The following is a 12707-nucleotide window of genomic DNA, read 5'->3' as shown; positions in this document are numbered from 1 at the left end:
GAAAAGGGGAACGGCAATGAAGAAGACGATACTTCAAATCACCACAGCACTGGCTCTCGTGACGATGGCCGGCGCCGCACACGCAGCGGACTGCAAGATCACCGTCGGCCTGGTCATGGAGCTCACCGGTCCGGCCGGCGAATACGGCCAGGCCGGCGCGAAGTCCGTCGAAATGGCCTTCCGCGACATCAATGAAGCCGGTGGCGTACGCGGCTGCGATCTCGCAACCGACACGCGCGACAGCCAGAGCCAGGGCAATATCGCGGTCGATGCCGCGACCCAGCTGGTACAGGTCAAGAAGGTGCCGGTGATCATCGGCGGCATCATCTCCTCGGTGTCGATCCCGATTTTGACCTCGGTCACCGGGCCGGCCAAGATCGTGCAGGTGTCGCCGGCTTCATCCTCGCCGACGCTGACCGCCCTTGGCCGCGATGGCAAGACCAACGGCATCTTCTTCCGCACCATCACGTCGGATGCGCTGCAAGGCGTGGCCGCCGCCAAATACGCCATCGACAAGGGTTTTAAGAAACTGTCGATCATCCACGTCAACAACGACTTCGGCGTCAACATGGTGGCGGAATTCTCGCGCGCCTACAAAGCGCTCGGCGGCACCATCGTCTCCGACACGCCCTACAACGAAAAGCAGTCGAGCTATGCCTCGGAGGTCACGGCGGCGATGGGAGGCGAACCGGACGGGCTCTACCTCGTCAGCACGCCGGTCGACGGCGCAACGGTCGCCCGCACCTGGATATCGCAGGGCGGCGTGCAGAAATTCCTGCTCAATGACGGCATGAACAGCCCGGACTTCATCGAATCCGTCGGCGCCGATTATCTCAAGGATGCCTATGGCACCTCTTCCGGCACCAGCCCGACGGCCTCCACCGACTACTTCCTGAAAAACTACAAGGAGTTTTCGGGTATCGAGCCGTCGAACCCGGCAGCCGACCGTTCCTATGATGCCGGCGCCATTGTCGGCCTCGCCATTGCCATTGCCGGCTCCGAGGATCCAGCCAAGATCAAGGATGCCATGTACAAGGCGGTCGATCCTGCCGGCACACCGATCTATGCCGGCAAGGACGAGTTCGCCAAGGCGCTCGGCCTGATCAAGGACGGCAAGCCGATCCGCTATGAAGGCGTCATCGGTCCGGTCAGCTTCGACAAATATGGCGACATCACCGGTCCGTTCCGGCTGTGGAAGATCGTCGACGGCAAGGTGACGACCGACGGTGAAATGACAACCGACGACGTCAACGCGCTGCAGGCGAAATTGCAGTAGGCGCTGGTACATTGTCCGGCGCGATCTCCGTTCGATCTCTGGGAGATCGACGCCGGACAAGCAGTCCAACATCGGCGCTAGTTACGCGGTCAAGCGCGAAATCAGCCGGGTCAATATAACGACAGGCGGCTGGCCGGGCATGAAGACCTGCGGATTGGAGAGGGCGCCGACGATATGACCCACATAGTCCGATTTGTCGTAGCCGATTGACGATATCGGGTAGGCGTCGAAATTTGTCAGGGACACATTGTCGAAGCCATAGAGGCGGAAGCGGCTGGGCCGGTTGTCGGGGAAATCCGCCCGGCAGACATCCAGAACACCCATGGCCATCGCGTCGGACGTACAAAAGACCGCATCGGGACAGCCGCGTCCCGTCAGGCCGGCGGCTGCCGCATAGCCCGACTCGTAGGAATAGTCTCCCTGGACCGTCTGCAGCAGTTCAATTCCATGATGCCGGAACGCTTCGAGGTAGTGGCCGATGCGCAGCTGTTCGACGCGCGAGGACGAACGGCCGGTCAGTAGGCTGGCCGTGCGCACGCGCTTGGCCGCCGCATCCGCCACGGCCTCGGCGATGCCCACACCTTCATCGGGAATGACGGTGGGTGACAGATCGTCATGCAGTCCGTTCAGCATGATGACCAGGTCCGAGCGAAACAAGCGCCGCACCGTCGCTGCATCGGCAAAGTCGGAGAACACCACGGCGGCATCGACATGATAGGCAACGCCGTTGCGCAGAAAATCCTCGACCCCTTCCGCCGAGCCGATGCGGATGAGGATGACCTGCTTGCCGATCGACTGGATTGCGTCGAGCAGCCGGTCGAACAGGTCGAGATCTGAAAGGTCGTGAATGTGGTTGACCACGACGGCAACCAGATTGACGGTCTTGGTGGTCAGGCTTTGCGCCAGGAGATTGGGTTTGTAGCCGAGCTGCGCGGCGGCCTGCACGACACGTTCGCGTTTGTCCGCCGAGACCGGTCGCGGTCCGCTCGACAGCGCACGGCTGGCCGCGGCACGCGACACGCCTGCCAGCCGCGCGACGTCGGCGATCGTTGCGACGGCGCCTCGAGTGTGCGCCGATCGGTTGCCGGTAATGGGTGTCACCACAGCGGGTTGAGCGCCGGCGGGTTGGAGTCCGGCCCCCACCACTTCTTGTAGGTCGTCTCGTAGGTGCCCGACTGGATGAAGTCGGACACGAACATGTCGAGCCAGCGGACGAATTCGGGATCGCCCTTGGCGACGGCGATGCCGATCGGATCGTTGGAATAGAGGCCTGGCAGCGTCACCAGGCTCGGTGTCTTGGTCGCGAGGTAATCGAGCAACGAGGAATCCTCGATCGCCGCATCGACGCGCTTCTGTTGCAGCTGCAGAACCCCGTCGGGCGCGAACTGGTCGACATAGACGAGCTCTGCTTCCGGCACGGCCGCCTTGAGGAAGGTTTCGCCCGTGGTGCCGCGGCCGACGACAACCTTCTTGCCGGCGAGCCCCTTGAGGTCGGTTATCCCGGCATCTTTCTGGACGATGACGCGCAGCCCGGCCCGGTTGTAGGGGATGGTGAAGTCGACGGTCTTGGCCCGCTCGAGCGTTGCAGAGGTGTTTGCGACCGCGACATCGATCTGTCCCGACACCAGCATGGAAATACGCGCATCGCCCGAGACGTCGACGAACTCGACCGGCACGCCGAGCTTTTGCGCCAGCAGCGTCGCGACATCGACATCGTAGCCGACAGGGTTGTTTTGTGCATCGCGAAAGCCGATCGGCTCGCCGCCGAGCGATACGCCGATGCGAATGGTGCCGCGTGAGCGGATGTCGTCAATCATGCCGGCAAGGGCTGGAAATGCCGAACCGGCCACGATGGCCAGCGCGGCGAAGGCACGCAGTACGGTTTTCATGGTTCCTCTCCTTATTTTCAAGTGACGCGTCTTGCCGCCCGCAATTCGGGTGCGGACATGGAATCCTTCCAGAGCCAGTAGCGGACCTCGCCCTCGCATCTGAAATTCACCACCTCGTGGTTCTGCTCGGCGTCGACGGCGTGGATGACCACTCCGGCCAGGAAGCCGGTGTCGAGTTCAGCCAGTTCCTCGACCGCCAGCGCGACCGCATCCGACAAGGATCGGCCAAGCTTCATGGCCAGCACGACGGTCCGTGCGGTGGCGCAGCGCATCGTCATCTCGCCGGTATGGGTGCACGCCGCCGCGCCATAGCGGCTGTCGGCGTAAAAGCCTGCGCCGGGAATGGGAGAATCGCCGAGCCGGCCCGGATATTTCCAGGCCCAGCCCGAGGTCGAAGTCGCGGCATGGATGCCGCGCCGCGCATCCGCCGACAGGAAGACGGTGGTGTCGCGGACGCGCTCGGGATCGGTGATAGTACGGCTGAGCGGCGCCAGATCGATATTGGGGAATTTCGCCAGCTGTTGCGGTGTGAGTTCCTGTTGCAGCCGCTCCCACCAGACGCGCCTGGAGTCCTCGAACAAGACTTTGTCTTCGGCAAAGCCGATTTCGCTGGCAAAGCGCTGCGCCCCTTCGCCGGTCAGTATCACATGCGGCAGGCGCTTCATCACCTGGTGCGCCAGGGCAGCGACCGCCAAGGTCCTTGGCACAGCGCCGACTGAACCGACCTCTCTTGTATTGCCATCCATGACGCCGGCGTCGAACTCCATCTCGCCCAGCATGTTCGGCCAGCCGCCATAGCCGACGCTTCGAACCTTGACCTCTTTCTCCACCATGCCGATGCCGGCAACCATCGCGTCCAGGCTGACGGCGCCATCGCGCAGCATTTGCACCGAGGTTTCGAATCCCGGCCATGCTTCGTTGTTGGCTAACAGCAGCATTCCTAGTCCTTGCGCATCTTGGAGAGAAACTGCGCAACCCGCGGCTGCGCCCGGCCGCCGTCCGCGGCGAAGAAACGATCCGTTGGCAGATCGACCACCAGCCTGCCCTTGTCGAGGAAGACGATGCGGTTGGAAATCTCGCGCGCGAATTCGATCTCGTGGGTGACGAACAGCATCGTCGTGCCTTGCGCGGCGAGATTAGCCAGGATGGCCAGCACCTCGGCCGTCATTTCCGGGTCGAGCGCACTGGTCACTTCATCGAGCAGCAGATAGCGCGGCTGCATGGCGAGCGCCCGGCAGATGCCGACACGCTGGCGCTGCCCGCCCGACAACTGCGCCGGGTAGGCGTTGGCCCGATCGGCAAGGCCGACGGACTCGAGCAGCTTGCGCGCCAGCGCCTCGGCCTCAGGGCGCGGCATCTTCAGCACCTCGATCGGGGCGAGCGTAATGTTCTGAAGCGCGCTCATATGCGGATAGAGGTTGAACAGCTGGAAAACGGTGCCTGAGCGCTTGCGCGCCTCGGCCAGCTCCTTCGGCTTGCTGACATCGAAATCGTCGACCGTGATGCGGCCCGACTTCAGCTTTTCGAGGCCGTTGATGCAACGGATCAATGTCGACTTGCCGGACCCTGACGACCCGAGGATCGAGACCACTTCGCCGGGCGCGATCGTCAGGTCGACGCCGTCCAGCACAGTGACCTCGCCGAACGCTTTGTGCACGTTTTCGATCTTGAGCATGTTAAAGCCCCCGCCAGGCGCTGTGCGCCCGCAGGCGGTTTTCAAGACGCTCGCCAAGCAGGGCGACCAGCTTTGCCGCGCCATAGTAGAGCAGTCCGACGACGGTCCAGACCACGAACGGCTTCAAGGTCCGCATGTTGAGGATGTGGCCGATCTTGGTCAGGTCGACGACGCCGATGACAGAAATCAGCGACGTCACCTGAAGCTGGTTGACCAGCAGCGCGACGAGCGGGCCGACCGCGAAGGCGGCAGCCTGGGGCGAAACGATATGGCGCAGGACCTGCCACCGGGTCAGGCCGAAGACACGCGCGGCCTCGACCTGCTCGCGTTCGATCGACTCGACCGCCGAGACCGCGATGACATAGACGAATGCCGCGGTGTTCGCCGACAGAGTGATGGTCGCTGCGGTGACCGGCGTCACCCTTATATGCAGCAGCGCCGGCAGGCCGAAGAACACCAGGAACAGCTGCACCAGCACCGGCGAGTTCTTCAACAGCTCCGACAGGAAGGTGACGATCTGGGCCAGAACCGGCACACGGTAGAACCGCACCAGCGCCCAGCTCAGGCCAATCAGCAGTCCGATCAGCGACGTGATGAGAAACAGCGCGACGTTGGTGCCGAGACCTTGCGCCAGCAGGATCAGGTCGTAGGAGGTGAAGTCGCTGAACCGCATCAGTCGACCGCCTCCATCATGTCCCGATTGAGATGGCGGTGGAGCAGGGTGACGCCCAGCGAGACCAGATAGGTCAGGGCCGCATAGGCACAGAGCAGCACCATATAGACCTCGAAGGGCCGATAGGTCTGCGAGACCACGATCTGGGCTGAGCCGGTGAGCTCGTTGAGCGTGATGGTCGAGAGGATCGAGGACGTAAGGATCATGTTGATGAGCACGGATCCGAGCGGTCGCACGGAGGTGCGCAGCGCAATCGGCAGCACGATGCGGGTGAAGATCTTGCGCCTGGACAGGCCGCTCACTTCAGCGGCGTCGATGATGCCCTGGTCGATGGCGAGGATGCCGGCGCGAATGATGTCGGAGGCATAGGCGCCGCCGGCAATCGAAAGCGCCACGACGCCGGTGGTGAAGGCATCGATGTAAATGCCGAGCTCGGGCAGGCCGTAATAGAAGAAGAACAGCTGGACGATGAACGGCACATTGCGGAAGAGATCGACATAGACGAAGGCGATCCGTCGAAGCAGTGCCGAGGCGGAGGTGCGTGCGATCGCCACCAACGCGCCCATGAAGACGCTTCCTACCAGCGACAGCGCGCAAGCCGCGGCCGTGAGTTCGGCGCCGCGCGCCAGAAAACCCAGATGCGGGAGCAGAGTGGACAGATCGAAATGCACCGGCGGTCCCCAGTGAAACCGGTTTCACTCTTTTGGCTTTCGCCTCGTCTGTCAAGATGCAGGGTCTGGTTGCCGGCCTGTGGATTGCATTCGTTGCGATGATTCCGGTTCGCCTCATGCGCGCTATGTCTCAAGCGCCGACAATTCGCCGCCGGCTTTCAACTCGACGACGCCGCCTATGCCAGCCGCGCGTCGCTGCGATGGCGGCTGGGGCGGCGCCCTCGGTTTTGCCGATCCCGGCGCCGGTGTCGGATTCGGCTACGTCACCAACCGCATGCTGGGTTTCGACGACTCCACGCCGCAAGGTGTTGATGATGCCGTTTACGACGAGCTCTGACGTAGGGGCGTTATGTGCGGATATTCGGGTTCCACATGGCGTCCGGCACGATCACCAGCTTGCCGACGAAGTCCTTGGCAATAAAGTCTGCCTGCGCCTTGTGAAAATCGGAGAGCCTGTAGACGCCGCCGACCAGCGGCCGGATTTTCTTCGCTTCGATGTATCCAATGATGCGGCGGAAGTCGGCGCGCGTGCCCTGGCTCGATCCGTGCAGTTGCAGCTGCTTGAGATACATGGTCCTGAGATCGAGCTGCACGACCGGGCCGGCGATGGCGCCGGCGGTGGTGTACCGGCCTTCAGGTCGCAGGATGCGCAGCAGGTCGTTGAAGATCGCGCCGCCGACGAGATCGGCGACCACATCGATCGGCTGGTCGCCAGTGGCTTCATTCACGGCGGCGGGAAGATCGGCAACCCCACGGGTAATGACCGCTTCGGCGCCGATGTCGCGCACCGCCTGCTCCTTGCCCTTGCCGACGACCGCATAGGGAATGGCGCCGCGCGCCCGCGCCAGCTGCACGATGCCGGAACCGACGCCGCCCGAGGCGCCGGTGACCAGCACGCGTTCGCCGGCTTTCAGCCCGGCGCGCTCCAGCATCTGTTCGCCGGTGAGGTAGGCGCAGCAGAAGGTGGCGAGTTCGACGTCGCTCATGTCAGTATCGACGAAATGCGCATTCTCGCCCGGCACCGTCTGGTACTCGGCGTACCCGCCGTCGCGACCGTGGCCCATATAGTCAATGTCGGCGAGGGAATCGTCGTCGCGGTTGTAGATCGAAAAATCGACCATTACCCGTTCGCCGATACGGCCCGGGGAAACGCCTTCGCCGACGGCAGCGATGGTGCCGACCGTGTCGGTGCCCTGGATGCGCGGGAAGGTAAGCGTGTTGCCTTGCCGCCGCCACGTCGACACGGCGGCAGCGTCCTCCTCCGTGCCATAGGCGCCCTGGCGTACCCAGACATCGGTGTTGTTCATACCGCAAGCGCTGACCTTAACCAGCACCTCGCCGGCGGCAGGCACAGGCACTTTCACATCGCTGCGATAGACGAGCTTTTCCGGTCCGCCATGCCCGGTGAGCAGCACGGCGGCCATGGTGGCGGGGAGGGTCTTGGTCATGGCATTCATGGGTCGATCTCAGAGATTGGAAAACACGCTGTTGACGGCATCGGCGGTTTTCGAAACGACGATGTCGGCTTCCTCACGCGTCAGGCAGAGCGGCGGCGCGAAGCCTAGTATGTCGCCCTGCGGCATGGCGCGGCCGATGACGCCGCTGGCGGCAAGTGCTGTCGCCACTTGCGGCCCGATCTTGAGCGAGGCGTCGAAGAACACCCGGTCGTCCTTGTCGGCGACAAATTCGACCGCCGCCAGCATGCCATCGCCGCGCACGTCGCCGACGTGTCTGTGCCCGCCGACAGCCTTGGTCAGTTCGGCGCGGAAATAAGCGCCGGTCTCACCGGCGTTCGTCACCAGGTCCAGTTCGTCGATCAGTTCGAGATTGGCGACACCTGCGGCGACGCAGATCGGATGCGCGGCATAGGTCCAGCCATGGCCGAGCGAACCGAGCTTGTCGGAGCCCTGCACCAGCACCTGCCACATCTTGTCGGCAACGATGACGCCCGACAGCGGCGCGTAGGCCGAGGTCAGCCCCTTGGCGATGGTGATGAGGTCTGGCTTGATGCCGTAATGGTCGGAGCCGAACATGGTGCCCAGACGGCCGAAGCCCGTCACCACCTCGTCGGCGACCAGCAGCACGTCATACTTCTTCAGCACCGCCTGGATCTTCTCCCAGTAGCCGGCCGGCGGCGGCACGATGCCGCCAGTACCGAGGATCGGCTCGCCGATGAAGGCGGCGACGGTTTCGGGACCTTCGGCCAGGATCATCTCTTCCAGTCTGTCGGCGCAATGCTGCGAGAACTGCTCCTCGCTCATCGAGCGGTCGGCGCGGCGGAAATAGTAGGGCGCTTCGGTGTGCAGGACCGGCGCGCGCGGCAGGTCGAAGGCGTTATGGAACAGGTCGAGCCCGGTCAGTGATCCCGTCATCACGCCCGAACCGTGATAGCCGCGCCAGCGCGAGATGATCTTCTTCTTCTCCGGCCGCCCAAGCACGTTGTTGTAGTACCAGATCAGCTTGATGTTGGTCTCGTTGGCATCCGAACCCGAGAGGCCGAAATAGACCCTCGACATGCCCTTCGGCGCGCGGTCGATGATCATCTTGGCCAGCGTGATCGAGGCCTCGGTCCCGTGGCCGACATAGGCGTGGTAGTAGGCGAGGTTCTTCGCCTGGGTGGCGATCGCGTCGGCGATCTTCTGGCGGCCATAGCCGACATTGACGCAATAGAGACCGGCAAAGGCATCGATGCTCTTCCTGCCATTGTTGTCCCAGACGGTGACGCCTTCGCCGCCGGCCATGATGCGGGTCGGCGATTCACCCCGCGCATGCGTGCCCATATGGGTCGAAGGATGGAAGAAGTGGTCGCGATCCCAGGCATTGAGTTCGTTGGATTGGTCGAGCATTTTTTGACTCCTTGAGAGATGGCCGGACGGACTTATGCGACGTCCAGGCAGAGGTACTTCAGATCGGCGAAAGCTTCGAGCCCATGGCGCGAGCCTTCGCGGCCGATGCCGGATTGCTTGACGCCGCCGAAGGGGATCGGCGCTCCGGTGATCTTGACGCGGTTGATGGCGACCATGCCGTAGTCGAGCGCGCGGCCCATACGTTGCTGGCGGGCGCCATTCTCGGTAACGACATAGGCGACGAGGCCATATTCTGTGGCGTTGGCACGGGCGATCACCTCGTCCTCACTGTCGAACGGCGTGACTGCGGCGACCGGCCCAAAGGTCTCCTCGCGCATGATCAGCGCTTCGTCGCTGACATCGGCCAGCAACGTCGGCTGGTAGAACAGCGGCCCGGCCTGATGCCGCTTGCCGCCGGTGAGGCAGCGCGCGCCATGGGCCACGGCATCGGCGACCTGTTCCTCGACCTTGGTCACGGCGCGATCATGCATCAGCGGTCCGATATCGATCTTTTCGACAAGCCCATTGCCGGTCCGCAGCGCCTCGATGCGCTCGGCAAAGGCGGCGCAGAAGCGATCGTAGATCGGGCGCTGGACATAGATGCGGTTGGCGGCAAGGCAGTCCTGGCCTGACGTTGCAAACTTGGCATCGATGGCAATGCTCACTGCGTTGTCGACATCGGCGTCGGCAAAGACGACCAGCGGCGCATGGCCGCCAAGCTCCATCACCAGCCGCTTCATCGTCGGAGCACACTGTGCGGCGATCAACCGGCCGATCTCCGTCGAGCCGGTAAAACTCATGGCGCGGACGCGCGGGTCTTCGCACATGCGCCCGACGATCGTCGCTGCCTTGCCGGTGATGACGTTGAAGACACCGGCGGGCAGGCCGGCGCGCTCGCCGAGTTCAGCCAGCGCCAGCGCCGACAGCGGCGTCTCCGAGGATGGGTGTGCGACGATGGTGCAGCCGGCGGCGAGTGCGGCGGCCGCCTTGCGGGTCAGCATCGCCGCCGGAAAATTCCAGGGCGTGACGACGCCGACAACGCCGAGCGGCTCGCGCCTCACCATCATCTCGGCATTCGGCAGATGGCTGGTGACGCTCTCGGCGTTGAGGCGCTTTGCCTCTTCGGCATACCATTCGACGAAAGAGGCGGCATAGTCGATTTCGCCGAGCGATTCCTGCAGCGGCTTGCCTTGTTCCAAAGTCATCAGCAGGGCAAGGTCGTCTTTCGCCGCGATGATCAGCCCGAACCATTTTCGCAGAATTCTCGACCGCTCCTGCGGCAGCAGTGACCGCCAAGCCGGGAAGGCACGCGCGGCGGCACCGATTGCCCTTGTCGTTTGCTGCGCATCGAGCGCGGCGACAAACGCGACCGTCGCGCCTGTGGCCGGATCGGTGACTTCAAAGCTTTCGGCCGCTTCGCTCGCGGTCCAATGCCCATCGACATAGGCAAGCTCGCGCAGTAGCCGGCGGTCGGAGAGGCGGTCGAGCGCCTCATGGCGATGCGAGCGGGCAAAATGCGCGGACATGGTCGAGGCCTCCCGGTACGGACGATGGGGGAAGACTATCGGCCAGAAGCAGACAGAGAGGCTGTTTGCATGGCTTGAAGGAGAGAGAGTCTCTCTATTGTGTCGTTCCGGCAGATATTCTCTCCGGCTTCACGACGATGCGGGCAGCAGGTCGGCGATGGGGAGAACGATCTCTTCCTTCACCGTCTTGGTGACGATGTAGGTGAAGTAGCGGTCGATGCCGATCTCGCGCTCCAGCAGGCCGTCGACCAGCCGCTGATAGGCGTCGATGTCGCGCGCCATCACCTTCACCACATAGTCGACGCCGCCGCCAACCGACCAGCAGGCGACGATCTCGGGGATGTCGCGGATGACGCGTTCGAAGCGGTCGAAATCGGCCTGGCGATGGCTGGCCAGCGTCACCTCCATCAGCACCGTTGCGACCGGCGCCACGACGCGCATGGCGATCCTTGCGTGATAGCCCGAGACGATGCCGGCCTTCTCCAGCTTGCGCAACCGCATCCAGCACGGCGTCGGCGACAGCCCGACCTGTTCGGCCAGCGCCAGCTTGGTGATGCGCCCGTCGCGCTGGATGGCGTCGAGTATCCTGAGGTCGACCGCGTCGAGTTTTGATGTCATCGGCGTCCGCTTTTTGTCGGCATCACCATGACGGCGCATTATTTCGATTGTCAATTGCACTGATTTCGATCTCTAATAAGTCATGACATTATGGCAACCCGACCCTGCGCTCCTCCGCCGGCCAGCCTATCAATCGCTGGCCGACCAGTTCGCGCGCGCCATTCATGACGGGCGGCTGGCCAATGGCGCGCGGCTTCCAACGCATCGAAGGCTGGCAGACGATTTAAAACTGTCGGTGCAGACGGTCAGCCGCGCCTACGAAGAACTGATCCGGCGCGGCCTGATTTCGGGCGAGATCGGCCGTGGCAGCTTTGTCCAGACGCAGCGCCGCGACCCGGAGCCGCCCTATCTGCCGGAGCGCCTCGGCGAGGTCATCGATCTGTCAATCCTGAAGCCGGTCTGCGAGCCGATGCATTTGGAGCGGCTGAAGCAGGCGCTGGGCTGGCTGGCCGAAAACCTGCCATCCAGTTCGGCGTTGTCGTTCCGGCCCAACATGGTGTTCCCGCGTCACCGCGCGGTGGCTGTCGAATGGCTGAAACTGTGTGGGCTCGACACCTCCGCACAGAATATCAGCCTGACCAATGGCGCGACCGCCGGGATGACCGTGGCGCTGATGAGCGTTGCGCCGCCGGGATCGACTGTCGCCACCGAGGCTATCGGCCACCACACGCTGGTGCCGCTGGCGCGCTATCTCGGCTTCAACCTGGAAGGCCTGCCGATCGACGGCAATGGCCTGATCCCGGAGGCGTTGGACGAGGTCTGCCGGCTCACCGACATTCGCGCGGTATTCGTGCAGCCCTCGGTGATCAACCCGACGGCGACGCTGATGGACGCCAGACGGCGCGAAGAGATCGCCGCGGTCGCGCGCAAGCACGACATCGCCATCATCGAGAACGATGTGCTGGGTCCCTTGGTGGAGGACCGGCCGCCGCCTGTCGCGGCCTTTGCACCGGAGCGCACGCTCTACGTCACGTCCTTCACCAAGATCACCGTACCTGGCCTGCGCATCGGCTATCTCGCGGCGCCCGACCGCTATGTCGCCGCCGTTGCCAACCGGCATCTGGTGTCGAACTGGATGGCGACGCCGCTGGTGGCCGAGATCGCCACCAAATGGGTGACCGACGGCACGGCGATGGAACTCGTTCGCTGGCAGCGCGCGGCATTGCGCCGCCGCCAGGACATCGCAGCCGAGGTGCTGGGCGGGGTTGGTTATCGCGCCAGGCGCGACGGGCTGCATGTCTGGTTGCAACTGCCCGCGGACCGTGCCGAGGAAAGCTTCGTCGCCCAGGCCCGCCTGCAAGGCGTGGCGATCGCGCCCGGCACCTCCTTCCGCATCTCGGATGCGCCCTGGCATCCGGCGGTGCGCATCTCGCTCGGCTCGACCACCGAGGGGGAACTGCGCGCCGGCCTCGGCGTTGTCACCAAGTTGCTGCTTGGCGATCCGGAGCATCTGCTGCTCGCAATCTAAGCGGGAATTGCTCTGGAATCATGCAGCGCCGGAAATATTGTCATGATTTTATTTTCCCAATTGAC

General features: G+C 63.6%; 13 protein-coding genes. 3 read left to right on the top strand and 10 right to left on the bottom strand.

Annotated features, from left to right (window positions below):
• Positions 1 to 16: 16 nt before the first annotated feature.
• A complete protein-coding gene (locus tag X728_RS164625) occupies positions 17 to 1276 on the top strand; it encodes an ABC transporter substrate-binding protein (protein WP_023692246.1) in 1260 nt (419 codons plus the stop codon).
• A gap of 81 nt (positions 1277 to 1357) precedes the next feature.
• Here X728_RS164625 and X728_RS164630 read toward each other — a convergent pair whose 3' ends face one another.
• Genes X728_RS164630 through X728_RS164650 form a run of 6 tightly spaced genes read right to left on the bottom strand, consistent with a single transcriptional unit; the run spans position 1358 to position 6184 of the window.
• Positions 1358 to 2380 (bottom strand): LacI family DNA-binding transcriptional regulator, encoded by a 1023-nt coding sequence (locus tag X728_RS164630; RefSeq protein WP_023692245.1) that lies wholly within the window; start codon positions 2378 to 2380, stop codon positions 1358 to 1360.
• Positions 2374 to 3165 (bottom strand): transporter substrate-binding domain-containing protein, encoded by a 792-nt coding sequence (locus X728_RS164635; protein ID WP_023830390.1) that lies wholly within the window; start codon positions 3163 to 3165, stop codon positions 2374 to 2376. Before X728_RS164635 ends, X728_RS164630 begins: the two co-directional genes overlap by 7 nt.
• 17 nt (positions 3166 to 3182) lie before the next feature.
• On the bottom strand, positions 3183 to 4103 hold the full coding sequence (locus X728_RS0133905; RefSeq protein WP_023807550.1) for an isoaspartyl peptidase/L-asparaginase: 921 nt from the start codon (positions 4101 to 4103) through the stop codon (positions 3183 to 3185).
• A 2-nt stretch (positions 4104 to 4105) separates the two neighbouring features.
• Entirely contained in the window at positions 4106 to 4840 is a 735-nt protein-coding gene (locus X728_RS164640) for an amino acid ABC transporter ATP-binding protein (RefSeq protein WP_023830389.1), read from the bottom strand.
• Between the two features lies 1 nt (position 4841).
• Positions 4842 to 5513: an amino acid ABC transporter permease gene (locus X728_RS164645; RefSeq protein WP_023682681.1), complete on the bottom strand. Its 672-nt coding sequence runs from the start codon at positions 5511 to 5513 to the stop codon at positions 4842 to 4844.
• On the bottom strand, positions 5513 to 6184 hold the full coding sequence (locus X728_RS164650) for an amino acid ABC transporter permease (RefSeq protein ID WP_023682680.1): 672 nt from the start codon (positions 6182 to 6184) through the stop codon (positions 5513 to 5515). Before X728_RS164650 ends, X728_RS164645 begins: the two co-directional genes overlap by 1 nt.
• A gap of 178 nt (positions 6185 to 6362) precedes the next feature.
• Between X728_RS164650 and X728_RS1000000170025 the strand changes: the two genes are divergently transcribed.
• Positions 6363 to 6521 carry a hypothetical protein gene (locus X728_RS1000000170025; protein ID WP_196814892.1) on the top strand — a complete coding sequence of 53 codons (159 nt, stop codon included), beginning with the start codon at positions 6363 to 6365 and terminating at the stop codon, positions 6519 to 6521.
• A 10-nt stretch (positions 6522 to 6531) separates the two neighbouring features.
• On the opposite strand, the gene X728_RS164660 is transcribed toward X728_RS1000000170025, so the two are convergent.
• From X728_RS164660 to X728_RS164675, 4 genes are all read right to left on the bottom strand, one after another.
• Positions 6532 to 7641 carry an alcohol dehydrogenase family protein gene (locus X728_RS164660; protein WP_023753982.1) on the bottom strand — a complete coding sequence of 370 codons (1110 nt, stop codon included), beginning with the start codon at positions 7639 to 7641 and terminating at the stop codon, positions 6532 to 6534.
• 9 nt (positions 7642 to 7650) lie between these two features.
• The gene (locus X728_RS164665; RefSeq protein ID WP_023682678.1) at positions 7651 to 9030 is read right to left on the bottom strand and encodes an aspartate aminotransferase family protein; all 1380 of its coding nucleotides are present in this window, start codon (positions 9028 to 9030) and stop codon (positions 7651 to 7653) included.
• 32 nt (positions 9031 to 9062) lie between these two features.
• The gene (locus X728_RS164670) at positions 9063 to 10556 is read right to left on the bottom strand and encodes an NAD-dependent succinate-semialdehyde dehydrogenase (RefSeq protein ID WP_023830388.1); all 1494 of its coding nucleotides are present in this window, start codon (positions 10554 to 10556) and stop codon (positions 9063 to 9065) included.
• Positions 10557 to 10685: 129 nt separating this feature from the next.
• Complete coding sequence (locus tag X728_RS164675; RefSeq protein WP_023740582.1) at positions 10686 to 11174, bottom strand: Lrp/AsnC family transcriptional regulator; 489 nt, start codon at positions 11172 to 11174, stop codon at positions 10686 to 10688.
• Positions 11175 to 11256: 82 nt separating this feature from the next.
• Here X728_RS164675 and X728_RS164680 point away from each other — a divergent pair, with 82 nt between their 5' ends.
• Positions 11257 to 12642, top strand: a complete 1386-nt coding sequence (locus X728_RS164680) for a PLP-dependent aminotransferase family protein (protein WP_023830387.1) — start codon at positions 11257 to 11259, stop codon at positions 12640 to 12642.
• Positions 12643 to 12707 lie beyond the last annotated feature (65 nt).

Source organism: Mesorhizobium sp. L103C119B0, assembly GCF_000502235.1.
In the GTDB taxonomy this organism is placed as follows: domain Bacteria; phylum Pseudomonadota; class Alphaproteobacteria; order Rhizobiales; family Rhizobiaceae; genus Mesorhizobium.
Note: the sequence above shows the minus strand (reverse complement) of the source record. Positions and strands in the feature narration are given on the sequence as shown.

Bases quoted from the DNA above. Each gene is read 5' to 3' on its own strand.
- X728_RS164660 (WP_023753982.1), bottom strand. From the start codon at position 7,641: ATGAATGCCATGACCAAGACCCTCCCCGCCACCATGGCCGCCGTGCTG.
- X728_RS164675 (WP_023740582.1), bottom strand. From the start codon at position 11,174: ATGACATCAAAACTCGACGCGGTCGACCTCAGGATACTCGACGCCATC.
- X728_RS164625 (WP_023692246.1), top strand. From the start codon at position 17: ATGAAGAAGACGATACTTCAAATCACCACAGCACTGGCTCTCGTGACG.
- X728_RS164680 (WP_023830387.1), top strand. From the start codon at position 11,257: ATGACATTATGGCAACCCGACCCTGCGCTCCTCCGCCGGCCAGCCTAT.
- X728_RS164635 (WP_023830390.1), bottom strand. From the start codon at position 3,165: ATGAAAACCGTACTGCGTGCCTTCGCCGCGCTGGCCATCGTGGCCGGT.
- X728_RS1000000170025 (WP_196814892.1), top strand. From the start codon at position 6,363: ATGCCAGCCGCGCGTCGCTGCGATGGCGGCTGGGGCGGCGCCCTCGGT.
- X728_RS164645 (WP_023682681.1), bottom strand. From the start codon at position 5,513: ATGCGGTTCAGCGACTTCACCTCCTACGACCTGATCCTGCTGGCGCAA.
- X728_RS164670 (WP_023830388.1), bottom strand. From the start codon at position 10,556: ATGTCCGCGCATTTTGCCCGCTCGCATCGCCATGAGGCGCTCGACCGC.
- X728_RS164640 (WP_023830389.1), bottom strand. From the start codon at position 4,840: ATGCTCAAGATCGAAAACGTGCACAAAGCGTTCGGCGAGGTCACTGTG.
- X728_RS0133905 (WP_023807550.1), bottom strand. From the start codon at position 4,103: ATGCTGCTGTTAGCCAACAACGAAGCATGGCCGGGATTCGAAACCTCG.
- X728_RS164665 (WP_023682678.1), bottom strand. From the start codon at position 9,030: ATGCTCGACCAATCCAACGAACTCAATGCCTGGGATCGCGACCACTTC.